General features: G+C 72.9%; 19 protein-coding genes and 1 pseudogene. 13 read left to right on the top strand and 7 right to left on the bottom strand.

Translation table 11 applies throughout. The features are described 5' to 3' along the window. Positions 1–112: 112 nt before the first annotated feature. On the bottom strand, positions 113–607 hold the full coding sequence (locus AB0L56_RS29865; protein ID WP_365428798.1) for a DUF1203 domain-containing protein: 495 nt from the start codon (positions 605–607) through the stop codon (positions 113–115). A gap of 175 nt (positions 608–782) precedes the next feature. On the opposite strand from AB0L56_RS29865, the gene pepN reads away from it, so the two are divergent. Further along, positions 783–3,362, top strand: a complete 2,580-nt coding sequence (gene pepN, locus AB0L56_RS29860) for an aminopeptidase N (protein ID WP_365428795.1) — start codon at positions 783–785, stop codon at positions 3,360–3,362. 58 nt (positions 3,363–3,420) lie between these two features. Here pepN and AB0L56_RS29855 read toward each other — a convergent pair whose 3' ends face one another. Beyond that, a complete protein-coding gene (locus AB0L56_RS29855; RefSeq protein WP_365428792.1) occupies positions 3,421–4,281 on the bottom strand; it encodes an alpha/beta hydrolase in 861 nt (286 codons plus the stop codon). 128 nt (positions 4,282–4,409) lie between these two features. On the opposite strand from AB0L56_RS29855, the gene AB0L56_RS29850 reads away from it, so the two are divergent. Together AB0L56_RS29850 and AB0L56_RS29845 are read left to right on the top strand one after the other, a co-directional pair. Then, positions 4,410–4,898: a TetR/AcrR family transcriptional regulator gene (locus AB0L56_RS29850; protein WP_361023290.1), complete on the top strand. Its 489-nt coding sequence runs from the start codon at positions 4,410–4,412 to the stop codon at positions 4,896–4,898. Positions 4,899–4,900: 2 nt separating this feature from the next. Next, positions 4,901–5,266, top strand: a complete 366-nt coding sequence (locus AB0L56_RS29845) for a hypothetical protein (protein WP_361023293.1) — start codon at positions 4,901–4,903, stop codon at positions 5,264–5,266. A gap of 93 nt (positions 5,267–5,359) precedes the next feature. Here AB0L56_RS29845 and AB0L56_RS29840 read toward each other — a convergent pair whose 3' ends face one another. Beyond that, entirely contained in the window at positions 5,360–6,292 is a 933-nt protein-coding gene (locus tag AB0L56_RS29840; protein ID WP_365428787.1) for an EamA family transporter, read from the bottom strand. Positions 6,293–6,438: 146 nt separating this feature from the next. Here AB0L56_RS29840 and AB0L56_RS29835 point away from each other — a divergent pair, with 146 nt between their 5' ends. Then, complete coding sequence (locus AB0L56_RS29835) at positions 6,439–6,951, top strand: MarR family transcriptional regulator (RefSeq protein WP_365428784.1); 513 nt, start codon at positions 6,439–6,441, stop codon at positions 6,949–6,951. A gap of 158 nt (positions 6,952–7,109) precedes the next feature. Here the strand turns inward: AB0L56_RS29835 and AB0L56_RS29830 are convergent, their stop codons facing one another. The 3 genes from AB0L56_RS29830 to AB0L56_RS29820 are packed head-to-tail and all read right to left on the bottom strand — an operon-like array spanning position 7,110 to position 9,854. Further along, the gene (locus tag AB0L56_RS29830) at positions 7,110–7,379 is read right to left on the bottom strand and encodes a hypothetical protein (RefSeq protein ID WP_361023302.1); all 270 of its coding nucleotides are present in this window, start codon (positions 7,377–7,379) and stop codon (positions 7,110–7,112) included. Positions 7,380–7,403: 24 nt separating this feature from the next. Next, positions 7,404–9,578, bottom strand: coding sequence for a 4-alpha-glucanotransferase (malQ, locus tag AB0L56_RS29825; protein ID WP_365428781.1), 2,175 nt, complete (start codon positions 9,576–9,578; stop codon positions 7,404–7,406). Continuing rightward, the gene (locus tag AB0L56_RS29820; protein ID WP_365428778.1) at positions 9,579–9,854 is read right to left on the bottom strand and encodes a hypothetical protein; all 276 of its coding nucleotides are present in this window, start codon (positions 9,852–9,854) and stop codon (positions 9,579–9,581) included. A 301-nt stretch (positions 9,855–10,155) separates the two neighbouring features. On the opposite strand from AB0L56_RS29820, the gene AB0L56_RS29815 reads away from it, so the two are divergent. Together AB0L56_RS29815 and AB0L56_RS29810 are read left to right on the top strand one after the other, a co-directional pair. Further along, the gene (locus AB0L56_RS29815) at positions 10,156–13,035 is read left to right on the top strand and encodes a beta-N-acetylglucosaminidase domain-containing protein (protein WP_365428775.1); all 2,880 of its coding nucleotides are present in this window, start codon (positions 10,156–10,158) and stop codon (positions 13,033–13,035) included. Between the two features lie 146 nt (positions 13,036–13,181). Further along, positions 13,182–13,593 (top strand): annotated as a pseudogene (locus AB0L56_RS29810) (ABC transporter permease); the annotation flags it as partial. A 122-nt stretch (positions 13,594–13,715) separates the two neighbouring features. On the opposite strand, the gene AB0L56_RS29805 reads toward AB0L56_RS29810, so the two are convergent. Further along, positions 13,716–14,252 carry an HNH endonuclease gene (locus AB0L56_RS29805; RefSeq protein ID WP_125506459.1) on the bottom strand — a complete coding sequence of 179 codons (537 nt, stop codon included), beginning with the start codon at positions 14,250–14,252 and terminating at the stop codon, positions 13,716–13,718. A gap of 314 nt (positions 14,253–14,566) precedes the next feature. On the opposite strand from AB0L56_RS29805, the gene AB0L56_RS29800 reads away from it, so the two are divergent. The 7 genes from AB0L56_RS29800 to AB0L56_RS29770 all read left to right on the top strand — a co-directional run bounded on the left by AB0L56_RS29800 (position 14,567) and on the right by AB0L56_RS29770 (position 24,318). Beyond that, complete coding sequence (locus tag AB0L56_RS29800) at positions 14,567–15,661, top strand: mechanosensitive ion channel family protein (RefSeq protein ID WP_361023313.1); 1,095 nt, start codon at positions 14,567–14,569, stop codon at positions 15,659–15,661. Positions 15,662–15,841: 180 nt separating this feature from the next. Further along, positions 15,842–17,059, top strand: a complete 1,218-nt coding sequence (locus tag AB0L56_RS29795; protein WP_365428771.1) for an ROK family transcriptional regulator — start codon at positions 15,842–15,844, stop codon at positions 17,057–17,059. A gap of 73 nt (positions 17,060–17,132) precedes the next feature. Continuing rightward, positions 17,133–18,398 carry a 6-phospho-beta-glucosidase gene (locus tag AB0L56_RS29790; protein ID WP_365428768.1) on the top strand — a complete coding sequence of 422 codons (1,266 nt, stop codon included), beginning with the start codon at positions 17,133–17,135 and terminating at the stop codon, positions 18,396–18,398. Next, positions 18,389–19,360 carry a BadF/BadG/BcrA/BcrD ATPase family protein gene (locus AB0L56_RS29785; protein ID WP_365428766.1) on the top strand — a complete coding sequence of 324 codons (972 nt, stop codon included), beginning with the start codon at positions 18,389–18,391 and terminating at the stop codon, positions 19,358–19,360. Before AB0L56_RS29790 ends, AB0L56_RS29785 begins: the two co-directional genes overlap by 10 nt. Before the next feature lie 1,055 nt (positions 19,361–20,415). Next, positions 20,416–21,798 carry a hypothetical protein gene (locus tag AB0L56_RS29780; RefSeq protein WP_365428763.1) on the top strand — a complete coding sequence of 461 codons (1,383 nt, stop codon included), beginning with the start codon at positions 20,416–20,418 and terminating at the stop codon, positions 21,796–21,798. 53 nt (positions 21,799–21,851) lie between these two features. Then, positions 21,852–22,913 carry a glutamate ABC transporter substrate-binding protein gene (locus AB0L56_RS29775; RefSeq protein ID WP_365428804.1) on the top strand — a complete coding sequence of 354 codons (1,062 nt, stop codon included), beginning with the start codon at positions 21,852–21,854 and terminating at the stop codon, positions 22,911–22,913. Between the two features lie 67 nt (positions 22,914–22,980). After that, complete coding sequence (locus AB0L56_RS29770) at positions 22,981–24,318, top strand: hypothetical protein (RefSeq protein ID WP_365428760.1); 1,338 nt, start codon at positions 22,981–22,983, stop codon at positions 24,316–24,318. Positions 24,319–24,349 lie beyond the last annotated feature (31 nt).

Genomic DNA, 24,349 nt, shown 5'->3' with positions numbered 1-24,349 from the left:
GCAGCCGACGTCCGGTGCTGAGCCTGTGCGGGGTCGGGGCCCCGCGTCGGAACCGGAGTCCGTGCGGGGAGCGGAGCCGCCTCTTCCGTGCCCACCGTCCGGGCGCCGACGGTCAGCCCCGCCGGACCTCGTACAGGAAGCAGCCGTACTCGACGGCCCGTACGTGCACCAGCGCCACCTCGGGGTCGGCGAACGCCTCCCCGAGGGCCGGTGCGAAGTCCTGCGACGCCTCCACCAGCCGCCCGCCCAGGATGCGGCCGTCGACGGAGTAGCGGCGCAGGGTGCGGTGGGCGTGGGTGAAGGGGAGGTCGCCGACGGTGGGCCCCGCGCACTCCCCCGCGTGGACGAAGACGGGCCCCTGCTCGTCGTACGGGCCCGGGTCCACGCCCGTGGCCGCCGCCCAGCGGCGCAGGGGCGCGTACGACGCGAGGGCGAGCCGCTCGCCGGGGCGGCTGCGCCGCAGGCAGCAGCGGAGCGGGGCGCCGCCCTCGTCGTCGGTGAACGGGACGGCCGGGCGGCCCGCGTCGTCCGTGATCAGCAGTTCCTTCACGACCGGCGCGGGAACGGCATGCACGGTGGGTGTCTGGATCGTTGTCCGGTTCGTCATGCCTCCCAGACTCGTCCCCGCCAACACACGCCGCTGGCGGTATTCGGACGCCATAGCACAGCGGCTTCCGTCGGCTCGGACACAGGGGTATCCCCATGGTCCGGCTTCGTCATCGCCCGATCCCGATCTCGCGTGGAAGGATGACGCAACCCACACATAACGAGGAGATGACCGCGTGCCTGGCACAAACCTGACTCGCGAAGAGGCGCAGCAGCGGGCGAAGCTGCTGACCGTTGACTCCTACGAGATCGATCTCGATCTCTCCGGCGCTCAGGAGGGCGGCACCTTCCGGTCCGTGACCACGGTGCGCTTCGACGTCGCCGAGGACGGCGACGGCGCGGAGTCCTTCATCGACCTGGTCGCTCCGGCCGTGCACCAGGTGACCCTCAACGGTGATTCCCTCGACCCCGCCGAGGTCTTCGCGGACTCCCGTATCACCCTGCCGGGCCTGCTGAGGGGCCGCAACGTCCTCCGCGTGGAAGCCGAGTGCGCCTACACCAACACGGGTGAGGGTCTGCACCGCTTCGTCGACCCGGTCGACGACCAGGCGTACCTGTACACCCAGTTCGAGGTGCCGGACGCCCGCCGCGTCTTCGCGAGCTTCGAGCAGCCCGACCTGAAGGCGACCTTCCAGTTCACCGTGAAGGCGCCGGAGGGCTGGACGGTCATCTCCAACTCGCCCACGCCCGAGCCGCGGGACAACGTCTGGGCGTTCGAGCCGACGCCGCGCCTCTCGTCGTACGTCACGGCGCTGATCGTCGGGCCGTACCACTCCGTCCACAGCGTGTACGAGAAGGACGGCCAGTCCGTGCCGCTCGGCATCTACTGCCGGCCCTCGCTCGCCGAGTTCCTGGACGCCGACGCGATCTTCGACGTCACGCGGCAGGGCTTCGACTGGTTCCAGGAGAAGTTCGACTACGCCTACCCGTTCAAGAAGTACGACCAGTTGTTCGTGCCGGAGTTCAACGCGGGCGCGATGGAGAACGCGGGCGCGGTGACGATCCGCGACCAGTACGTGTTCCGCTCGAAGGTGACGGACGCCGCGTACGAGATGCGGGCCGCCACGATCCTGCACGAGCTGGCCCACATGTGGTTCGGCGACCTGGTCACCATGGAGTGGTGGAACGACCTGTGGCTGAACGAGTCGTTCGCCACCTACGCGGAGGCCGCCTGTCAGGCCGACGCGCCCGGTTCGAAGTGGCCGCACTCCTGGACGACGTTCGCGAACCAGATGAAGACCTGGGCCTACCGCCAGGATCAGCTGCCGTCGACGCACCCGATCATGGCCGAGATCCGCGACCTGGACGACGTGCTCGTCAACTTCGACGGCATCACCTACGCCAAGGGCGCGTCGGTGCTGAAGCAGCTCGTCGCGTACGTCGGTGAGGACGCGTTCTTCCGGGGCGTACAGGCGTACTTCAGGCGCCACGCGTACGGCAACACGCGCCTGTCCGATCTGCTGGGCGCCCTGGAGGAGACCTCCGGCCGCGACCTGAAGACGTGGTCGAAGAAGTGGCTGGAGACGGCCGGCATCAACATCCTGCGCCCGGAGATCGAGACCGACGCCGACGGTGTCATCACCTCCTTCGCCATCCGCCAGGAGGCCCCCGCGCTTCCGCCCGGCGCCAAGGGCGAGCCGACCCTGCGCCCGCACCGCATCGCGATCGGCCTGTACGACCTCGACGAGGCGAGCGGCAAGCTGGTGCGCGGCGACCGCGTCGAACTGGACGTCGACGGCGAGCTGACCGCCGTACCGCAGCTGGCCGGCAAGCGCCGTCCCGCGGTCATCCTCCTCAACGACGACGACCTGTCCTACGCCAAGGTCCGCCTGGACGAGCAGTCCCTGGCCTTCGTCACCGAGCACCTGGGCGACTTCGAGTCGTCGCTCCCCCGGGCGCTGTGCTGGGCCTCCGCCTGGGACATGGCCCGGGACGGGGAACTCCCCGCGCGCGAGTACCTGTCGCTGGTGCTGTCGGGCATCGGCAAGGAGTCCGACATCGGTGTCGTGCAGTCGCTGCACCGGCAGGTGAAGCTGGCGCTCGACCTGTACGCCGACCCGGCCGCCCGCGAGGCCCTGCTGGCCCGCTGGACCGACGCCACGCTGGCCCACCTGCGGTCCGCCGAGCCGGGCAGCGACCACCAGCTGGCGTGGGCGCGCGCGTTCGCGGCGACCGCCCGCACCCCCGAGCAGCTGGACCTGCTGGAGGCCCTGCTCGCCGGTACGCAGACCATCGAGGGTCTGGCCGTGGACACCGAGCTGCGCTGGACGTTCGTACAGCGGCTGGCGGCCGTGGGCCGGTTCGACGAGGCGGAGATCGCCGCCGAGTACGAGCGGGACAAGACGGCGGCGGGCGAACGCCACGCGGCCACCGCCCGCGCGGCCCGCCCCACCGAGGAGGCCAAGGCGGAGGCGTGGGCGTCGGTCGTGGAGTCCGACAAGCTGCCGAACGCCGTGCAGGAGGCGGTCATCGCCGGCTTCGTCCAGCCCGACCAGCGGGAGCTGCTGGCGCCGTACACCGACAAGTACTTCGAGGCGCTGGCGGACGTGTGGGCGTCCCGCTCCCACGAGATGGCCCAGCAGATCGCGGTCGGCCTCTACCCGAGCATCCAGGTCTCGCGCGAAACCCTCGACAAGACGGACGCCTGGCTGGCCTCCGCCAAGCCCAGCGCGGCCCTGCGCCGCCTGGTCCTGGAATCCCGCGCGGGCGTGGAACGCGCCCTGCGCGCGCAGGCGGCGGACGCGGCGGCGTCCTAGCCGGTACGCGGAGGGGGCGCCCGGTGCTATGCCGGGCGCCCTCTGCGTGCCTCAGCCGCTACCGCTCGACCCGTGCCAGGAACCCGGTGACCGTCCGGACGAACTCCTTGGGGCCGTCCACCCATGGGTTGTGGGCGGCGCCTGCCTGGACGACGTGCTCGCCGCGCGGGAAGAGGTCCGCCACCTCGGCGGCGGAGTCCGGGCGCGGGGAGCCGTCCAGGGCACCGGAGAGGACGAGGACGGGCGCGTCCAGTCCGGCCAGTACGGCGCGGGCGGCGTCGGCGCCGTCGAAGGCGCCCGGGGCCAGGTAGGCGGCCGCCGCTTCCTCGTCCCACCACTGCGCGCACGCGGCGGCGTGTTGCTGCGCGGCCTCGTCCCAGCGGCCGTAGTTGAGGCGGTCGAGCAGATCGAAGTCCGCGTCGTCCGCCTTCCCGGACACGGCCCGCTCGAAGGCCGGCCGGATGTCCTCGTACCAGGGCTCGTCCCGGCGCAACTCCAGTGCCTCACGGCGCCGTTCGACGAGGAAGTCGATCCCGGCGGTGCGCGCACGCGCGCAGACCAGCACGAGCGAGCGCACCCGCTCCGGGTACCGGGCCGCGTAGGCGAGCACCAGGTCACCGGCGGCCGAATGACCAAGGAGGTCCACCCGCTCCAGGCCGAGGGCGACCCGGAGCGCCTCGATGTCCTGCGCCTGCCGGTCCACCCGGAAGCCGGCGAGGTCGGCAGGCCTCTCCGAGTCCCCCGTGCCGCGCAGATCCAGCAGCACCAGTTCCTGCCGGGCGCCCAGCCCGCCGAGGTCGCCGAGGTAGGCGGAGCGCATCATCGGACCGCCGGGCACGCAGACGAGCGGTTGCGCACCCCCGGAACCGTTGCGGTGGTAGGCGAGGCGGGTCTGGTCGGGTGCGTCGAAAGTCGGCATGAGCCGGATGCTCGCAGGCGGAGCGGTGATCCGCCACGGCATATGCGACGGGAGTCGACGGGAGTCGACGGGAGTATGAGAACGGTCGTTCTTGACTGAACGTTCTCTAACCTCTTACGATCATCGGCATGGGACGACCACGTACCTTCGACACCGACCGGGCCGTCGAGAACGCCGCCGTGCTCTTCGCCACCCATGGATACGAAGGCACCTCGGTCGACGATCTGGTCACCGCCACGGGTGTGCACCGCGGCAGCCTGTACAAGGTGTTCGGGTCCAAGAGGAGCCTGCACCTGACCGCGCTGCGCAGTCACCTCGACCATGAGATCCGCCCGACCACCGACGTCATCGCCACCCTCACCGACCCCGAGCAGGCACTGACCACAGCCATCGCCTCGTACGACAACGGGCCGGCCGCCGGACTGCTGCTGCTCGCCGCCGCCGAACGGGCCCCGCTCGACCCGGATGTCGCCGCGCTGGTCGCGGAGGGCATCGACGCGCTCGAGAACGCCCTGCGCCCCTCCCACGGCGACGCCGCCCCCCGGTTCGCCTCCACCGTCCTCGGCGCCCGCCTGCGGCTGCGCGCCTCCCGGCCGACCACCTCCAAGGAGCACTGACCATGGCCCTGATCTCCGTCGACCACGAACGCGGCCTGCTGAACGTCGAGTTCCAGGGTCTCGACAAGCTCTGGACGTTCAAAAGCAGACTCGAGATCCCCCTCGCCCATGTGCGCGGCGCCACCCATGACCCCGGGATGGCCCGCGAGCCGAAGGGCATACGGGTCGGTGGCACCCACGTGCCGGGCGTCATCACCGCCGGCCGCTTCCGGCGCGACGGAGAGCGCCACTTCTGGGACGTGAAGAACCCGGACAAGGCGGTCGTCGTCGAACTCGCCGGCGCCGAGACCTACGACCGCCTCGTCATCGAGGTCGACGACCCCCGTGCCACCGTCGCCCTCATCGAACGGTCCCTCACACGGGGCTGACATGCCCGGGGGCCGCGCAGGCGTCGCCATTGAGCATGAACCGCGCCGGCGGCGACGCGTCGCCGGCCGCGTGGCTCACACGTCGCGCCCGCCTCAGCGCCGGACCTTCAGCGGTTCCACGGCCGCGGGCAGGGGACGGGAGGCTGCGGGCCCTCCGGCGACCGCGCCGGGGCGCGTGGTGAGCTGGCCCGCCACCGTCGCAACGAACGCCAGGGCGATGCCCAGGATTTGCATAGGCGTCAGCGACTCGCCGAGGGCCGCCCAGCCGATCACCGCCGCCGTGAGCGGGGAGAGCGGGCCGAGGAACGTGACCTGCGTGGCGGTGAGACGGCCGATGCCACGGAACCAGAGCCAGTACGCGATCGCCGTGTTCGCCAGGGCCAGGTAGGCGTAGCCGCCTGCCGCCGGTGCGTCCAGGGTGGGCGGGGCGCCCTCGGCCAGGAAGGCGACGGGTGCGATGAGCAGGCCGCCCGCCGTGAGCTGCCAGCCGGTGAGGGCGAGGGGGCCCACGCCCTCCGGGCGGCCCCACCGCTTGGTGAGCACCGTGCCGGCGGACATCGACGCGGTGGCGGTGAGGGCCGCGAGGACGCCCAGGAGGTCAAGCGCACCGGCCGCCTTCAGGACGACCAGGCTGACGCCGAACGCGGCCACGACGCCGGTGAGGACGTTCCGGGCCGTCGGCCGCTGCCCCAGCAACAGGGCCGAGAGGGCGACCACGAGCAGCGGGCCGACCGAGCCGACGACCGCCGCCATGCCGCCGGGCAGCCGGTACGCGGAGAGGAACAGCAGAGGAAAGAAGGCGCCGATGTTGAGCGCGCCGAGCACCGTCGCCTTCCACCACCAGGCGCCGCGCGGCAGCACCCGGGCCAGCGCGAGCAGGACCAGTCCGGCGGGCAGGGCACGCATCAGGCCGGTGAAGAGCGGGCGGTCCGGCGGGAGGAACTCCGTGGTCACGGCGTAGGTGGTGCCCCACGAGACGGGGGCGAGGGCGGTGAGCGCGATGAGGGTGGCGCGGTTAGGGGCCATGACGGGCGCACCTCTTTCGGTCGGTCGCTGCAATGGGCGACCCCAGTAGGGCACAAGTAGCTTAGCGCTAAGCAACTTGCCGTCAAGCAGCTTTCTTCCGACCCACTTTCTTGCGGGCGAGCCGCGCGCGGCGGATACTCCTGCCCATGAGCACATCCCCCGAGCAGCGCCCCACGGATCCCGTCGACGCGATCATCGAGCAGTGGGCGCAGGTGCGGCCCGACCTCGACACGGCCGGCATGGAGGTCTTCGGACGCATCTCCCGGCTCGCGCGCGCCATGGGCGACCGGATGGAGAAGGCGTACGCCCGGTACGGGATCTCGCGCGGGGAGTTCGACGTCCTGGCCACGCTGCGCCGCTCCGGGGAGCCCTACACCCTCTCCCCCCGGCAGCTCTCGGGCACACTGATGCTGACCACCGGCGGGATGACGGGCCGCCTCGACAAGCTGGAGCGCGCCGGACTGCTGCGCCGCTCCCCCGATCCGCACGACCGGCGCGGACTCCAGGTCACGCTCACCGAGGAGGGGCTGCGGCTGATCGACGAAGCCGTCGGCGCGGGTCTCGCCGAGCAGACGGAGGCGCTGTCCGCCCTCGACGAGCAACGGGCCGACCAACTGGCCGACCTGCTACGGGAGTTGCTCATCGCGACCGAGCGGTGACCGCGGGGCCGCATGCGGGGCGGCTCCGGCGCCCGCCGCGCCGGCGCACGGTGAGAAACACCGAGGGCGCCGCCCTCGTCACGTACGGCGGATGCGCGTACGCACGAACGGGGCGGCGCCCTCGGAGAAGTGCGCGGGGCCGGTGAAGCGGCCCTGGATCAGACCTCGGCCTTGGTGCGGATGTTGGGGCTGGTGACGTCCTTCTTCCTGTGCGACTTTTCGCCGATCACCACCAGCGCGGCGATGCCCAGGAACAGGCCGACCGGAAGGAAGACGTAGAGGCCCAGCGTCTCGATGACGCTCAGGCCCGGGCCGGGGTCGTCGCCGTCGTCGCGGGTGAGCGCGAGCGCGGGGGACGACATGAGCAGCATCATCAGCGTCGTACCGGCTGCCAGGGCGCCGGCGCGCAGGGCGTTCTTCTTGTCCACACTGCCCAAACTATCGAACCGGGTTCAGGGCCGCGCGGCCGGGGTGTCGTAAGAGGCGCTGTCGTCGCCGCACGCGTGCCGCGCCGCCCCCTGTCCGAACTGTCCGCACTGTCCGAACACGTCGATCAGCGCCCGCAGCCGCGCCGACTCCGCCAGCTCCTCCAGCGTCACCGGCCGCCCCTGCGCGTCCGCGATCGGAAGGCGCCAGTTCGGATACTGGTCCCAGGTGCCGGGCAGGTTCTGCGGCCGCCGGTCCCCGACGCCGTCCGGCAGCCATACGCCGATCATCCGCGCCGGTGTCCGCAGCAGGTACCGGTGCACCGCCTGAATCTCCGCCTCCACCGAGGCCTCGCCCGAGACATCCCCCGCTACATCTCCCGAGGCGCCCTCCCGCAGCAGCCCCAGCCGCCGCAGCAGCTCCCGCCACTCCCCCACGTCCGCCGCCGCCTCCGCCCGCTCCTCCTCCAGCGGCCGGGTCAGCAGTCCCAGGCGGTCCCGCAGCTCCACGTGCTCGCCGCTGAGCCGGGCGGCCGTGGACGGCAGGTCGTGCGTGGTCGCCGTGGCCAGGCAGTCGGCGCGCCAGCCGTCCGGCGCCAGCGGGCGGCCGTCGCCCTCCCAGTCCCGCTCGAACCACAGCACCGAGGTGCCGTACACACCGCGTTCGCGCAGCGCCTCGCGCACCCCCGGTTCGACCGTCCCGAGGTCTTCGCCGATCACGACCGCCCCGGCCCGGGAGGCCTCCAGGACGAGCACGGCGAGCATCGCCTCGGCGTCGTAGCGGACGTAGGTGCCCTCCGTGGGCGGGTGGCCCTCGGGGACCCACCAGAGCCGGAACAGGCCCATGACGTGGTCGATGCGCAGGGCGCCCGCATACCGGAACAGGGCCCGGAGCAGGGCGCGGAACGGCGCGTAGCCGGAGTCGGCGAGGCGGTCGGGGCGCCAGGGCGGCAGGCCCCAGTCCTGGCCGCGCGCGTTGAAGGCGTCCGGGGGCGCGCCGACGGACATGCCGGCCGCGAAGTACTCCTGCTGCGCCCAGGCGTCGGCTCCGCCGGGGTGGACGCCGACGGCGAGGTCATGGACGATCCCGACCGGCATGCCCGCCTCGCGTGCCGCGCGCTGGGCGGCGGTGAGCTGGGCGTCGGTGAGCCAGACGAGGCGGGAGTGGAAGTCGACACGGTCGGCGAGTTCGCGCCGGGCGCGGGCGGTCGTGGCCGAGCGGGGGTCGCGCAGGGGGGCGGGCCAGCGGTGCCAGTCGGGGCCGTGGACCTCGGCGAGGGCGTTGTAGGTGGCGTGGTCCTCCAGGGCCCGGCCCTGTGCGGCGAGGAAGTCGGCGTAGGCGGCGTGGCGGCCGGGAGCGAGCGGGACCTCGTGCACGAGTTCCAGGGCCTCCCGCTTGGCCTCCCAGACCGCGTCCCGGTCGATCAGCGCGCCCTTCTCCAGCACTGCCTCGCGCAGCCGCCCGGCCCGCTCGAGCAGGGCGTGTAAGCGGTCCGGGGCGTCGGTGTACGCGAACTCGGGGACGTCCTCGACGCGGAGGTGGACCGGGTCGGGGAAGCGGCGTGAGGAGGGGCGGTAGGGGGAGGGGTCGGTCGGTGGGCCGGGGACCGCCGCGTGCAGGGGGTTGACCTGGATGAATCCGACGCCGAGGGTGCGTCCGGCCCAGCCGGCGAGTTCGCCCAGGTCGGCGAGGTCGCCCATGCCCCAGGAGCGGCGGGACAGCAGGGAGTAGAGCTGGACCAGGAGGCCGTGGGAGCGTCCGGGCGGCCGGGGGAGCCGGGGTGGGGCGACGATCAGGTGGGCGCGGGCGGTGCGGCCGTCCGGCGTGGTGGCGGTTAATTCATGCACGCCGGGCGGGAGGTGCTCGGCGGAGACGCGGGTCTCGCCCTGTTCGGTGCGGATGAGCAGCCGGGTGTCCTCGGGGAGCGCGGCGAGGGCCGCCGGGGCGGTGGTGCCCCAGCCGACCACGGTGGGGGGCAGCAGCCGTTCGCCGAGTTCGCGTGCGCGGGCGGTGAGGGCGGCGCGGACGGCCTCCGGGCTCGCCGCGTCCACGCCGAGTGCGGTCAGCGCGTGGGTGACGGCGCTGGCCGTGGCGGCGACCGTGCGGTCCGGGGAGGGGCTGTAGGAGGTGGCGACGCCGTGCAGGGCGGCGAGCCGCGACAGGTCCTCGGAAGGGGGCTCGGCCGGCCGTGGCGCGGTCACTTAGGGCTCCGGGCGGTACTGGGCCGGGAAGGAGTCGAGTCCGGAGGCGTCCGAGGAGTCCATGAAGGCGTCGGACTCGCTGGTCAGGGGGATGGCTTCGGCGAGCGGCGGTTCGCTGGTGAGGGGCTCCGCGTCGGGCAGCGGGGGTTCGCTGGTCAGCGGGAGTTCGGTGCAGGGGCCCTCCGCGCTGAACACGCAGAAGTGGGGGTCGTCGGCGGTCGGCTCCGCCACGCGTTTGGACAGGGCCGGGGAAGGAACGTACGCCGGTGCAGCCACAGATGGCCTCCTCGTCGAGCACGGTGCGCGGATCACGCGGGCGTGCGGATGCGGGTCGTGCGGGTTATCCCGCAGCCCTACCCAGCGGGCGCGATGCCAGACGCACAAAGCCTCCCGACGTGCTCCTGGTCACATTCTCTCCCCGCCCCCTCCCTCCACAGTGGGACAAACGCGCCACAACGACCACTCTCATTGACACGTTCACCGCAGGAATGGTGGGCTCTGGGTTTCTCGATAACGGAATGGACACGGCCGCCGGTTCATCGGGCGGGCGGCCGCCCCGAGCGACAGGGAGGGCCCCGTGCAGCTGCGGCGTGGCAGGACGGCGAACGCCAGGAGGGCCGCCCTCGCGTTCGCCGTTCTCGCCGGAACCCTGGGCAGCACGCCGGCCGCCGTGGCGGCACCGCCCGCACCCGGGACGACCACGTCCCCCGCCCCCGACACGGCCACGGCCGGGAACCTCTCGGTGTGGCCGCGACCCCACTCCCTGCGCGCGAACGGCGCCGCGGTCGAGGTGACCGACGAGGTCGCCCTGATCACGGACGACGCGGCCGACCTGTACGCCGTCCGGGCGGTCCGGGAGCTGCTGCGGGAGGCCGGGGCACGCCGGTTCACCGCCCCCGGCGCACCGGTGCCCGAGGGGGCGCTGGTGGTGCGCGTGGGCAGGGAACGCGCCCCGAGCGACCCCCGGCACGCCCTTCCGGCCGGCGGCTACGCGCTGAGCGTCGGCAAGGGCTCCGTCTCCCTCTCGGGCGCCGATGGCGCCGGACAGTTCCACGCCGCGCAGACCCTGCGGCAGCTGCTGCGCCCGGACGGCACGATCACCGCGGCCGTCGTCCGCGACTGGCCGGGCACCGCCGTGCGCGGCATCACCGAGGGCTTCTACGGCACCCCTTGGACGCACCCGCAGCGAATGGCCCAGCTGGACTTCATGGGCCGCACGAAGCAGAACCGGTACCTCTACGCGCCCGGCGAGGACCTCCTGCGGCAGGCCCGCTGGCGGGAGCCCTACCCGGCACAGCGGCGCGCGGAGTTCCGCGAGCTGGCCGAGCGGGCCCGGAGCAACCACGTCACCCTCGGCTGGGCGGTGGCACCGGGGCAGGCGATGTGCTTCGCCTCGGACGAGCATCTGCGCGCGCTGACCCGCAAGCTGGACGCGATGTGGGCGCTGGGGTTCCGCGCCTTCCAGCTCCAGTTCCAGGACGTCAGCTACAGCGAGTGGCACTGCGGGGCGGACTCGGACCGGTTCGGGTCGGGTCCGGAGGCCGCCGCCCGCGCGCAGACGCACGTGGCGAACGCCGTCGCCCGGCACCTGGCGGCCCGCCATCCGGACTCCGCCGCCCTGTCGCTGATGCCGACCGAGTACTACGAGGAGGGGTCGACGGCGTACCGGCGGGCCCTCGCCCGCGCCCTGGACGCGGGTGTCGAGGTGGCGTGGACGGGGGTCGGGGTGGTGCCGAGCACCATCACCGGCGGCCAACTGGCCGAGGCCCGGGAGGTGTTCGGGCACCCGCTGGTGACCATGGACAACTACCCGGTGAACGACTACGCCCCCGGCCGGATCTTCCTCGGCCCCTACCAAGGCCGTGAACCGGCCGTGGCCGCCGGTTCGGCCGCACTGCTCGCCAACGCGATGGAGCATCCCGAGGCGTCGCGCATCCCGCTGTTCACGGCCGCCGACTTCGCCTGGAACCCGCGCGACTACCGCCCCCAGGAGTCCTGGCGGGCCGCGATCACCGACCTGGCCGGCGGTGACGCCCGCCGCGAAGCGGCTCTGACCGCGCTCGCCGGGAACACCGCGTCCTCGGTGCTGGGCGGCAAGGAGTCGGCGTATCTGCGTCCGCTGATGGAGGAGTACTGGCGGGCCCGGCCGACCGCGCGCGGCGCGGACGAGACCGAGGAGGCCGCCCGGCTGCGCACGGCCTTCACCACCCTGCGGAACCTGCCGGAGCGGCTCTCCGGCACCACGCTCGGCACCGAGGTCGCCCCCTGGACCGAGCGGCTGGCCCGCTACGGCGACGCCGGTACGACGGCGCTGGACATGCTGCGCGCGCAGCGGGCCGGGGACGCGGGCGCCGCCTGGGCCGCGTACCGGAAGCTGGGCGAGCTGCGGGACGGGGCCGGATCCGCGCGGGTGACGGTCGGCGAGGGCGTGCTGGAGCCGTTCCTGAGCCGGGCGCAGAAGGCGTACAAAACCTGGGCGGGCATCGACCACGAGCCGCCCGCGCGGTCCGGCGGCGACCGGGCGCTCGACCTCCCCGACGCCCGCGCGCTGGACGCCGTCACGGTGCTCACCGAGCCGGGGACGGAGGGGGCCGTGGAGGTGCGCGTGCCGGGCAAGGGGTGGCGCCGCCTCGGCGCACTCTCCGCGCAGGGCGCCACCGAGCTGCGCACCGGCGGCGAGCCGGTCGACGCCGTCCGGGTCACCGGCGCCGAGCCCTCCCGGGTCCGGCATCTGGTCCCGTGGTTCGCGGACGAGTCCGCCGCCTCCCTGCAGCTGCCCGACGACCGCGCGGACGCCGACATCGGCGCCACCCGGCGGCTGACGGTCACCCTCGGCTCGCTGCGCCCCGACGAAGTGCGCGGCAGACTGACCGTGAAGGCGCCGAAGAGCCTGGACCTGCGGGTGCCCGAGAAGGCGCTGACCGTTCCGCGCGGTACGCCGGTGGAGGTTCCGGTCGAGGTGACCGTGGACCGGGACACGCCCGCCGGGTCCTACGACGTCCGGTTCGGCTTCGGCGGCGCGACCCGCACGCTGACGGTCCACGCCGTGCCGCCCACCGCGGGTCCCGATCTGGCCCGCGCGGGCCGGGCGAGCTCCTCGGCCGACGAGACGCCCGACTTCCCGGCCTCGGCGGCGAACGACGGCGACCCGGAGACACGTTGGTCCTCCCCCGTGGAGGACGACGCCTGGTGGCAGGTGGAGCTGGAGCGCCCGGTGCGGCTGGGAAAGGTGGCGCTGCACTGGCAGGACGCGCATCCGTCGGCGTACCGCGTGGAGGTCTCGGCGGACGGCCGGGACTGGCGCACGGCTGCGGAGGTCCGGGACGGCGGGGGCGGCCGGGAGACGGTCCGCATGGACGAGCGGGATGTGCGCCACGTCCGCGTACAGGGCGAGAAGCGCGCGACGCGGTACGGGTATTCGCTGTGGTCGGTGGAGGCGTACGCGGTCGCGGACTGAGCGAGGCACGGACGCCCGGACGAACTGTTCCTGCTGTCGCTGCTGCTGGTGGCGGGGGCGGCGCTGCTCGCGGCCACCACCACATCGGACCCCACCCGGGGCCGGCCGCGGGCGAGGGGCAGACGCCGATGGCGGTATGTGGCGCGCTGCTCGCGGTCGGCGCGGGCTCGGTGTGGCTGTCCGGGGCCACCTGCCGCGTCGTGGGCGGAGACTGGCGATCCAGGCCCGCTCGGCGGCCACCCACATCGCGGCGGAACGGCTGCGCGACGATCCGTGGGCGGCGGCCTGTGCGCACGCCGAGGTGCTGTCGTACTACACGACCGGGCTGAACCTGACCGCCGCCGCAATGCCCTGGCCGTGGGCGCCGCCGAGTCGATCGCCACCCGGCGGTGGGCCTGGCCGCTCAGGTCGCGACCGGGGTGCCGCGGGCGGTGCTGAACCGGGCGCTGCTGCTGGAGACCGTGCTGCCGCTCGCGCCGGTCCCTGCCGGTGGCGGGCGTCGGCGGCCTGACGGTCTATGTCGGCTGCCTCCTGGCCGCGGCCACCGCCCTCCCCCTCCCCCTCCCCTGCGCCGCATCCTGCGACCGTCCTCCCCCTCCCTGGGCCGCACCCCGCGCCCAGCTCAGCCACACCTGAACCCCTCCAGCCCGCCGCGCCGATGCGAAAGCCCGGATCGGTGGTCAGGCAGAGATGCCGTCGATCCGGGCCATGGCGTCGTCCGCGCCGTACGGTTGCAGGTACGGCAGCCAGCGCGGGTCGCGATGCCCGGTGCCGATGATGCGCCAGGCCAGACCCGTGGGCGGAGCGGGTTTGTGGCGCAGGCGCCAGCCCAGCTCGATCAGATGGCGGTCGGCCTTCACGTGGTTGCAGCGGCGGCAGGACGCCACCACGTTGTCCCAGACGTGCTTGCCCCCGCGACTGCGCGGGATGACGTGGTCGACGCTGGTTGCGACGCCACCGCAGTACATGCACCGGCCCCCGTCACGGGCGAACAGCGCCCGGCGGGTGAGGGGAACGGGCCCCCGGTAGGGGACCCGCACGAAACGCTTGAGCCGGACCACGCTGGGTGCGGGGACGGTGACGGTTGCGCTGTGCAGATAGGCGCCGGTCTCCTCGAGGCAGACTGCCTTGTTCTCGAGGACGAGCACGAGCGCGCGGCGGAGCGGTACGACGCCGAGCGGCTCGTACGACGCGTTGAGGACCAGGACATGCGGCACGGATGGCCTCCTTGTACGCCGGCGGCGCGTGGCTCGCGCCGGGACGATCCGTTGTCAGTTTCCCCTCATGCCTGGTGGAAGCGCCACCATCTCCCGGTAACGGGCTGGGAGTGTTTTCAACCACACCCCGGTTCATCCCCAGGATCATGGCCTGTTCAAGCGCAGGTGAGCACGGTCTCTTCTTCCCACACCCGGCCGTTCCCTCCACAATGCCCCGTTAGTGTGGTGGTTCTGCCCGTCCGGTGACCCGATCGTGACCTTGCCGGACTTGACCGCCACGCCGGGGGCAGATCGTGCACCTGGAGGTACCTGCCGTGTCCTTGTCCGCCGTTCTGTCGGCCGCCGATCCGTCGCCGACACCCTCGGAGTCGGGGACCCCGCGGGTGCCCTCGCTCGAGGACGCCCAGGAGAGCGCCACCAACGCCGCCGGCTGGGTCGAGGAGAACTGGTCGACATGGCTCGCGATCGGGCTCAGGGTCCTGCTGATCCTGGTGATCGCGGTGGCGCTGAGAATCGTGGTGCGGCGGGCGATCACCAAGATGGTCGACCGGATGTCGCGGACCGGCCAGGCGGTGGACGGCAGCTCGCTCGGCGGTCTGCTGGTCAACGCCGAGCGGCGTCGGCAGCGCTCCCAGGCGATCGGCTCGGTGCTGCGTTCGGTGGCGTCGTTCCTGATCCTGGGCACGGCCGCGCTGATGATCCTCGGCACCTTCCAGATCAATCTGGCGCCGCTGCTGGCCTCGGCCGGTGTCGCGGGCGTGGCGATCGGCTTCGGCGCACGGAACCTGGTGACGGACTTCCTCTCCGGCGTCTTCATGATCCTTGAGGACCAGTACGGCGTCGGCGACTCGATCGACGCCGGGGTGGCCTCCGGCGAGGTGATCGAGGTCGGGCTGCGGGTGACCAAGCTGCGCGGTGACAACGGCGAGATCTGGTACGTCCGCAACGGCGAGGTCAAGCGCATTGGCAACCTCTCCCAGGGCTGGGCGACCGCGGGCGTCGACGTCACCGTCCGTTCCGACGAGGACCTGGACCGGGTGAAGGCCACGCTGAGCGAGGTCGCCGAGAAGATGGGCAAGGAGGAGCCCTGGAACGAGCTCCTGTGGAGCCCGATCGAGGTGCTCGGCCTGGACTCGGTGCTGCTGGACTCGATGGTGGTCCGGGTCTCGGCGAAGACCATGCCCGGCAAGTCCCTGACCGTGGAGCGGGAGCTGCGCTGGCGCATCAAGCGCGCCTTCGACGCGACCGGCATCCGTATCGTCGGCGGCGCCACGGCCACGGAGGACATGCAGGCCGCCGACCCGACGGCCGGCATGGCGGCCCCGTCCGCCTACGCCAGCTCCGTCTCCCCGCAGTCGATGGCCGCGTCCCCGCTGCCTTCGACGAGCCCGACGAGCACCACGAAGTAACCGCCGGCCGGCACAGGGCGGCACCCGGAACTCCCGGGTGCCGCCCTTTCCCGTTTCCCCCCTTGACGCCCCTCCGCGCCGGGCTTACGTTCCGCCCAACAGGAAACTTTCCTAACAGTGATCGTCTCCCGCACCAGCCGCCGACAAGCTGGGCGGCGAAGAGGGGCAGGTACCGCACCCATGGCAGGAACCGCGGGTATACCGGGCACCCCGCGTGTGCTGCGCGCCATGAACGACCGCACCGCCCTGGACCTCCTCCTGGAGCACGGACCGCTGTCCCGCACCCGGATCGGCAAGCTCACCGGCCTGTCCAAGCCGACCGCCTCCCAGCTCCTGGCCCGGCTGCAAGCAGCCGGACTGGTCCTCGCCACCGGCACCACCGAGGGCCGCCCGGGCCCCAACGCCCAGCTGTACGAGGTCAACCCGTCCGCCGCCCACATCGCCGGGCTCGATGTCACCCGCCGGCGGATCCGCGCCGCCGTCGCCGACGTCACCGGCCGCACGGTAGGCCACCACGAGCTGCCCACCCCGGGCCGCCGTGCCGCGGTTCCCGTCGTCCAGCAGGTCATCGATGCCCTGGACGGCGCGGTGAAGGCGGCGGGCCTGTGCCGCTCGGACGTCCACCGCCTCGTCATAGGAACCCCGGGCGCCTTCGACCCGAACACCGGCCGCCTCCGCTACGCCTCCCATCTCCCCGGCTGGCACTCCCCCACCGTGCTCGACGAGCTGGCCGCCGCACTGCCGATGCCGTTCGAGTACGAGAACGACGTCAACCTGGTCGCCCTCGCCGAACAGCGCCTCGGCGCGGCCCGCGACCACAGCGACTTCGTGCTCCTGTGGAACCAGGAGGGCCTGGGTGCCGCCCTGGTGCTCGGCGGCCGGCTGCACCGCGGCTGGACCGGTGGCGCGGGCGAGGTCGGTTTCCTGCCGGTGCCGGGCACCCCTCTGGTCCGCCAGGTCACCAAGGCCAACAGCGGCGGCTTCCAGGAGCTGGCCGGCTCCCAGGCAGTCCCCCGGCTCGCCCGCGAGCTCGGCATCCAGAACATCCCGCAGGGCCCCTACGCCGAAGTGGCGGCCGCCCTCCTGGAACGCGCCGCGGCCACCCCCGACGACGACGGGCCCCACCGCCGCCTCCTCCAGACCTACGCCACCCGCCTGGCCACCGGCCTCGCTTCCCTGGTCTCCGTCCTCGACCCGGAACTCGTCGTCCTGAGCGGCACCGGCCTCACCTCCGGCGGCGAGCTGCTGCGCACCCTCGTCCAGTCCGAACTGGACGAACTGGCCGCGCCCCGCCCCCATCTCATCCTGGGCGACGTCCGCGAACACCCCGTCCTGCGCGGCGCGCTGGAAAGCGCGCTGGCGACGACCCGCGACGAGGTCTTCGACACCTCCCGCTAGCCCCGTACCACCCCCTGCCCCAGCGAGCACCGTCCCGCCCGGAATATCCAAAAACCGGAGTAAAGGGTTAACCATGAAACTCACCGTGGTCGGCGGAGGCTCGACCTACACCCCCGAACTCGTCGACGGCTTCGCCCGGCTGAGGGACACCCTCCCCCTCACCGAGCTGGTCCTCACCGACCCGGCGACGGACCGCCTTGAACTGATCGGCGCCCTGTCCCGCCGTATCTTCGCCCGCCAGGGCCACCCCGGCACGATCACCACCACCACGGACCTGGACGCGGCCGTCGACGGCGCCGACGCGGTCCTCCTCCAGCTCCGGGTAGGCGGTCAGGCGGCCCGCATGCAGGACGAGACGTGGCCCCTGGACTGCGGCTGCGTCGGCCAGGAGACCACCGGCGCCGGCGGCCTGGCCAAGGCGCTGCGCACGGTCCCGGTCGTCCTGGACATCGCCGACCGCGTACGCCGGGCCAACCCGGACGCCTGGATCATCGACTTCACCAACCCCGTCGGCATCGTCACCCGGGCCCTGCTCCGCGCAGGTCACAAGGCACTGGGCCTGTGCAACGTGGCGATCGGCCTGCAGCGCAAGTTCGCGGCGCTGCTGGACACCGACCCGGCCGCCCTCCACCTGGACCACGTGGGCCTCAACCACCTCACCTGGGAAACGGCTGTACGCAGGGGAGGCCCCACCGGCGAGAACATCCTCCCCCACCTCCTCTCCGCCCACGGCGACACGATCGCCGCCGACCTCCGCCTCCCCCGCCCCCTCCTGGACCGCCTGGGCGTGATCCCGTCCTACTACCTGCGGTACTTCTATACGCACGACGAGGTCGTACGGGAACAGCGCACCAAGCCCTCACGGGCGGCCGAGGTGGCCGACATGGAACGCCGCCTCCTGGCCCTGTACGCCGACCCGGCCCTCGCCGAGAAGCCGGCCCTGCTGTCCCAACGCGGCGGCGCCTACTACTCCGAGGCGGCGGTCGACCTGGCGGCGGCCCTGCTGCGCGGCGCCGGATCCGCCCATCAGGTGGTCAACACCCTGAACAACGGCACCCTCCCCTTCCTCCCCGACGACGCGGTCATCGAAGTCCAGGCGACCGTGGGCCCGAAGGGCGCGACTCCTCTCCCCGTGGCCCCCGTCGACCCCCTCTTCGCGGGCCTGATGGCCAACGTCACGGCCTACGAGAACCTGGCCCTGGAAGCGGCGTTGCACGGCACCCGGGACCGCGTCTTCCGCGCCCTCCTCGCCCACCCGTTGATCGCCCAGCACGAGTACGCCGACCGCCTCGCCGACGACCTCATCGCACACAACCGGGAGTACCTCACGTGGGCCTGACCGCAGGCGTCCTCGCCATCGACGGCGGCAACAGCAAGACGGACGTGGCGGTGATCGCACACGACGGAACGGTGCTGGGGACGGCTCGCGGCGGGGGGTTCCGCCCCCCGGCGGTGGGCCTGGACCGGGCGATGAGCACCCTCACGGCGACCGTCACTCGCGCCCTGGCCACCGCGGGAACACCCACCGTCTCCCATGTCTCGGCCTGCCTGGCCAACGCCGATCTGCCCGTCGAGGAGGAACAGCTGACGGCGGCGCTCACCGACTGCGGCTGGGGCAGCACCGTGGAGGTGCGCAACGACACGTTCGCGATCCTGCGCGCCGGGGTGACGGAGCCCCGGGGCGTGGCCGTCGTCTGCGGCGCGGGCATCAACTGCGTGGGCATGCGTCCCGACGGGCGTACCGCCCGCTTCCCGGCGATCGGACGGATCTCTGGTGACTGGGGCGGGGGTTGGGCGCTGGCGGAGGAGGCGCTCTGGCACGCGGCGCGCGCGGAGGACGGGCGCGGGGCGCCGACGGCGCTCGCCTCCGTGCTGCCGGCGCACTTCGGTCTTCCCGACATGCCTGCGCTGATCGAGGCGTTGCATTTGGGGAAGGTGGCTGAGGTACGGCGTCACGAGCTGACGCCGGTGCTTTTCGCTACCGCGGCGGAGGGGGACGGGGTCGCACGGGGGATCGTGCACCGTCAGGCGGAGGAGATCGTGACGATGGCGGTGGTCGCGCTGCGGCGGCTGGAGCTGCTGGATGAGGAGACGCCTGTGCTGCTGGGCGGGGGTGTGCTGGCGGCGCGACACGCGCTGCTGCTGGATCGGATCGATGACCTGCTGGGCGCGCGGGCGCCGAAGGCGGTGGCGCGGGTGGTGTCGGTGCGGCCGGTGCTGGGGGCGGGGTTGCTGGGGCTGGACCGTGTGCGGGCGCCGGCGGCCGCGCAGGATCGACTGCGCGAGCAGTACGACGGGTAAGCGCGGCGGGGGCCGTTTACCTAACCCGAGGTCGTCCAGACGCCGGATGTCGGCGCGGGCCGGGGGCTACTTGGCGCGCCGCCGCTCCGCGGGGTGCCTGGCGGGGATGTAAGCCGGGGGTGGGTTGCGTCGCCCGGCGCATGCGGGGTGCCCGGCGTGGATGTGAGCCGGGGTGGGTTGCGCAGCCCGGCGCCTGGGAACCGCCCCGCCGGGGTGTGGGCCGGGGGGTGGGTTGCGCAGCCCGGCGCCAGCGGGGTGCCGTCGCGCCCACCCTCCCCCACTCTCGACTTCGCTCGAGCGGGGGGACCCCCATCGCCCTGGGGGCACCTCCCAGGCCCTTAAGGCACTGGGGGAGGCACGACTGCCCGCGGATAGCGGCAGTCGGCCGCGGATCGCGGCGGCGGGACGCGGGAGCGGCGGGCGGCGGGACGCGGATCGCGGCTGCGGGACGCGGGAGCGGCGGGCGGCGCGGATCGCGGCAGTCGGCCGCGGATCGCGGCGGCGGGACGCGGATCGCGGCAGTCGGCCGCGGATCGCGGCGGCGGGACGCGGATCGCGGCAGTCGGCCGCGGATCGCGACGGCGGGACGCGGATCGCGGCAGTCGGCCGCGGATCGCGACGGCGGGACGCGGATCGCAGCGGATCGCGGCGGCGGGAGCGGCGGCGGCTGCCCGCGGGTCGCGGGTTGCGGGTCGCGACGGCGGGATGCCGCGTGCGGCGGGGAGGGGTCGGGGCGGGGGTGTTCGCCCGCAGTGGCTGGCGCGTCCGCCGCGGTCAGCTCTACCAACAGGCGCAGTCGCGCCAGTCCGAGGACGGACACCCCCGACCCGGCCCCGCACCACCCACCCACCGTGGGCGCTACCCAAGCCCCCACCCCACCGACAGTTGCGCCGCAGGCGTGCGACCACGGCTCGCAGACGGGAACCGGACCGATTTGCGGGGCGTGTTCCTGGGCAGGGTGGCACTGCAAATGCGATCAAGATCGTGCAAGGCCGGTGCATATGTCAGCCCCGGCGGCGATACTTGCCGCGGAGGAGGACCACGGGGGAGGTCAAGTGACACACACGCCAAACAGCACGGCGCCACCACCGGGCAACGCCACGTCCCCCACAACCCCGGACGCCCGCCGCACCGCCTTTGCCGAGGGCGTGGACCGTCTGCGCAAGGCCGCCACCACGGAACCCGGCCGCCTCCGCATCATCGGCGCGGTCCTGGCCGCCCTCGTCGTCGCCTTCGGCGCCGTCACGGCCTGGCAGATGACCGACAGGGCCGCCGCCGCGGACGACGTCCTCACCAGCAGCCAGCCCCTCACCTCCGACGCCGCCGACATCTACCGCTCCCTCGCCGACGCCAACACCACCGCGTCCAGCGGCTTCCTGGCCGGCGGTCAGGAGACGGAAGCCTCCCGCGAGCGCTACGAGAAGGACATCCACACCGCGGCCGCGAAACTCGTCAACGCCGCCGCCAACTCGGACCCCGGCTCCCCCTCCACGGAGACGATCGCCAAGCTCAACCGCCTGCTCCCGGAGTACAAGGGTTTGGTGGAGCGCGCCCGCACGTACAACCGTCAGGGGTACCCCGTCGGCGGCGCCTACCTGCGCTACGCGAACGAGAAGATGCAGCAGGAGATGCTCCCGGCGGCGGAGGACCTCTACACCAGCGAGAACCAACGCCTCCGCGACGACTACGCGGACGCGACCCCGTACCCCTGGCCCGCGATAGCCCTCGGCGTCGTCGCGCTCGCCGCGCTCGCGTGGGCCCAGCGCCGCAACTACCTGCGCACCAACCGCGTGCTCAACCACGGACTCGTTGCCGCGACGGCGACCGCCACCATCGTCCTGCTGTGGCTGACCGCAGGCCACACCCTCGCCCGCTCCCACCTCAACGACTCCGTCGACCACGGAGTCGGCTCGCTCAACGTGCTGCACGACGCGCGCATCGCGTCCCTCAAGGCCCGGGGCAACGAGAACCTGACCCTGGTGGCGCGCGGCGCGGAGACGACGAAGGTGGGCGACGAGACGGTCGACGCCTACGACCACGACTTCGGGCGCGACATGAACACCCTCGCCAAGGGCCTGGCCCGCGCCGAGCGCCTCGCGGACGACGACACCGGCGCCAAGCCGGTCACCGCGGCGGTGGGCAACATGACGGAGTGGCAGAAACGCCACAGGGCCGCCCGGGAGCAGGACGAGAACGGCAACTACCAACAGGCACTGGACATGGTGATCGGCGCCAAGGGCGCGACGGGCGAGTGCTTCGACAGCGTCGACAAGAATCTGGCCACCGCGCTGAAGCACGAGGAAGCGGAGTTCCAGCAGGCGGCCGGCGACGGCAGGGACGCGCTGACGGGCCTGCCGACCGGCGCTGCGGTCCTCGCCGTACTGGGCGCGGCAGGCGCGGTGCTGGGCATCGGCCGCAGGCTGTCGGAGTACCGATGACTGAGCACGCACAGAACGCGCAGGGGGCGACCGAGCCGAAGGGGACGCCGAGGATGACCGCACGACGCCTGCGGGCCGGCGTGAAGGGCTGGGGCGGAGTGGGCGCGATGGCGACGGCCTGCGCCCTGGCCCTGGTCTTCGCGCTCATGCTGACCTGCACCGGATCCGTGAACCGCGACGCGGGGAAGCCCACCGCCCAACCGGTCTCGCACGCAGCCGCCGCACAGGCACAGGCGCAAGCACAGGCCGCCGAGGACTGCACGGCCCCGGAGAAGCAGACCCTGTCCCCCTCCGACGCCGACGGCCCCACGATCGAGGCGATCAAGAACCGTGAGGGCGAGAAGCGCAAGCTGATCGTCGGAGTCGACCAGAACAGCTACCGCTGGGGCTACCGCGACCCCAACAGTGGTGAGAGCGGGAAACTCGAGGGCTTCGACATCGACTTGGTGCACCGCATCGCCGAAGAGATACTCGGCGACCGGGACGCGGTCCAGTTCAAGGCGATCCCGACCGACCAGCGCATCCCCGCGATCAAGGCCGGCCGGGTCGACATGGTCGTCCGCACGATGACGATCAACTGCGACCGCCTCCAGGATGTCGCGTTCTCCGCCCCGTACTTCAAGACGGGCCAGCAGGTCCTGGCCCCGAAGTCCTCGCCGATCGAGGGGTACGACGAGACCCTCGCGAACCAGGAGATATGCACGGCGACGGGCTCGACCGCGTACGCGAAGCTGGAGGCCGACAAGCAGGCGGGCCGGCTCCCGGAGTCCACGGACATCCGTACGACCGTACCCAACCAGCTGGACTGTCTGGTGCGGCTGCAGCTGGGCGAGGTCGACGCGGTGGTCACCGACGGCGCGCTCGCGGCCAGCCAGGCCGCGCAGGATCCGACGGTCGAGCTCAAGGGTGAGGCGTTCACGGCCGAGTACTACGGCGTGGCGATGAAGAAGGACGCGGACGACCTGGTCCGCCGGGTCAACCAGGTCCTGGTGGACTTCCGCGAGGACTCCTCGGACGGATGGGACTCCTCGTACACGGACTGGCTGTCGGCCACACTGGGCCAGGACCCCACCGCGTCAAAGCCCCCGGCCCCCGAATACCTACGAAAGAGCTGACCACCCCCACAAAACCCAACCGCCCACCCGCCCCACCCACCAGCAACTCCCCAGCGAGAGGTGATCGATGGCCGACACGGACCCCACCGGGCCGGTACTGGACCGGGACGAGGTGGACCGTGCGCTGGCGCGGCTCGGCGCGGAGCACGAGGCGATCGAGACCTCGCTCCTCGCCCTGCAGGACCACGCGGGCCGAAGACTCCTGGAGGGTGCGCAGCTCACCGGCCGCACCGAGGAGCGCTGGAAGTCCACGGAGGCGTCGATCACGCTGCTGTGGATCTACTTCGACGCGTACACGGACGCGTTGCGCACCGCGCGGGACATCCGCTCCCGGCGCCGCTGGTCCAGCCGGGAGGACCTGGTGGAGCTCACGGAGCTGCTGCGCGGCGAGTCGGTGACGGTGGCGGGCAGCGCGGCGGCGACCGCCAACGCGCCCACCCTGCACGGCGGCCACCCCGGCAGGCTCAGCGAGCGCTACTCGCTCGCCGCCCTGGTGGACCGTATGAACGAGCTGTACGCGGCCTCGCTGGACATGGTCGTGGCCGCGGACGCGGTGTGGTCGGCGCTGCCCGCGAGGATCGATTTACTGGCCGCCGAGCTCCAGCGCACGAGCCGGCTCGCGCACTCGGTGGGTGTCCGCCCGGGCGAGCACCCGGCGGGCGACGACCTGGAGCGGATCACCCGCACCCTGACGAAGCTGCGCGAGCAGGTGGTGTCCGACCCGCTCGCCTTCTGGAAACCCGCCGAAGGCAGCTCGGCGCCGGGCGGCGGCAAACCCGACACCACGGTCTACGACCGTGAGGCACGGGCACTCGAGGACGTACGCCGGGAGATCGACGCGGTGCTGACGGTACGTCAGGATGCCGAGAAGAGGATCGTCAGGCTGCGCGACGTGCTGTCCCGCGCCGACCGCACGCTCGCCGAGGCCCGCACCGCGCGCGGCGAGGTGCTGGCGAAGATCGCGGCGACGGAGGTGCCGGTGGTCAGCGGCCCGCCGACGGCGCTGCAGGAGCAGCTGTCGACGGCCGCCGAGTACCGCCGGCACGCTCAGTGGCACCGCCTGTCACCCCTCCTGGAATCCCTGGAGCAGAAGGCGGAGGACGAACTGCTGCGCGCCCGCGAGTCGTTGACCGCGGTCACGGCGCCGCTGGCGGTCCGTGCCGAGCTGCGCGGCCGACTGGACGCGTACAAGGCGAAGGTGGCCCGGCACGGGCTGGCGGAGGATCCCCTGCTGGTGGAGCGGTACGAGAAGGCGCGCCGCATGCTGTGGAGCGCGCCCTGCGATCTGCGCGCCGCCGAGCAGGCTGTGCTGCGCTACCAGCAGGCGGCCTCGGAGCAGCTGGGCGGGGCGCCGCGGGTGCCGGGCCAGGGCGGGCCGGACGACCGGAGGGGGCCGGACGCATGAGCGACAAGGGGGAGAAGGGGGAGGCAGCGTC

This window comes from Streptomyces sp. NPDC052079 (genome assembly GCF_040680275.1).
Taxonomy (GTDB): Bacteria; Actinomycetota; Actinomycetes; order Streptomycetales; family Streptomycetaceae; genus Streptomyces.
Note: the sequence above shows the minus strand (reverse complement) of the source record. Positions and strands in the feature narration are given on the sequence as shown.

Coding starts and splice junctions, on each gene's coding strand:
- AB0L56_RS29865 (WP_365428798.1), bottom strand. CDS start 607: ATGACGAACCGGACAACGATCCAGACACCCACCGTGCATGCCGTTCCC.
- AB0L56_RS29855 (WP_365428792.1), bottom strand. CDS start 4,281: ATGCCGACTTTCGACGCACCCGACCAGACCCGCCTCGCCTACCACCGC.
- AB0L56_RS29850 (WP_361023290.1), top strand. CDS start 4,410: ATGGGACGACCACGTACCTTCGACACCGACCGGGCCGTCGAGAACGCC.
- AB0L56_RS29845 (WP_361023293.1), top strand. CDS start 4,901: ATGGCCCTGATCTCCGTCGACCACGAACGCGGCCTGCTGAACGTCGAG.
- AB0L56_RS29840 (WP_365428787.1), bottom strand. CDS start 6,292: ATGGCCCCTAACCGCGCCACCCTCATCGCGCTCACCGCCCTCGCCCCC.
- AB0L56_RS29835 (WP_365428784.1), top strand. CDS start 6,439: ATGAGCACATCCCCCGAGCAGCGCCCCACGGATCCCGTCGACGCGATC.
- AB0L56_RS29795 (WP_365428771.1), top strand. CDS start 15,842: ATGGCAGGAACCGCGGGTATACCGGGCACCCCGCGTGTGCTGCGCGCC.
- AB0L56_RS29790 (WP_365428768.1), top strand. CDS start 17,133: ATGAAACTCACCGTGGTCGGCGGAGGCTCGACCTACACCCCCGAACTC.
- AB0L56_RS29775 (WP_365428804.1), top strand. CDS start 21,852: ATGACCGCACGACGCCTGCGGGCCGGCGTGAAGGGCTGGGGCGGAGTG.
- AB0L56_RS29770 (WP_365428760.1), top strand. CDS start 22,981: ATGGCCGACACGGACCCCACCGGGCCGGTACTGGACCGGGACGAGGTG.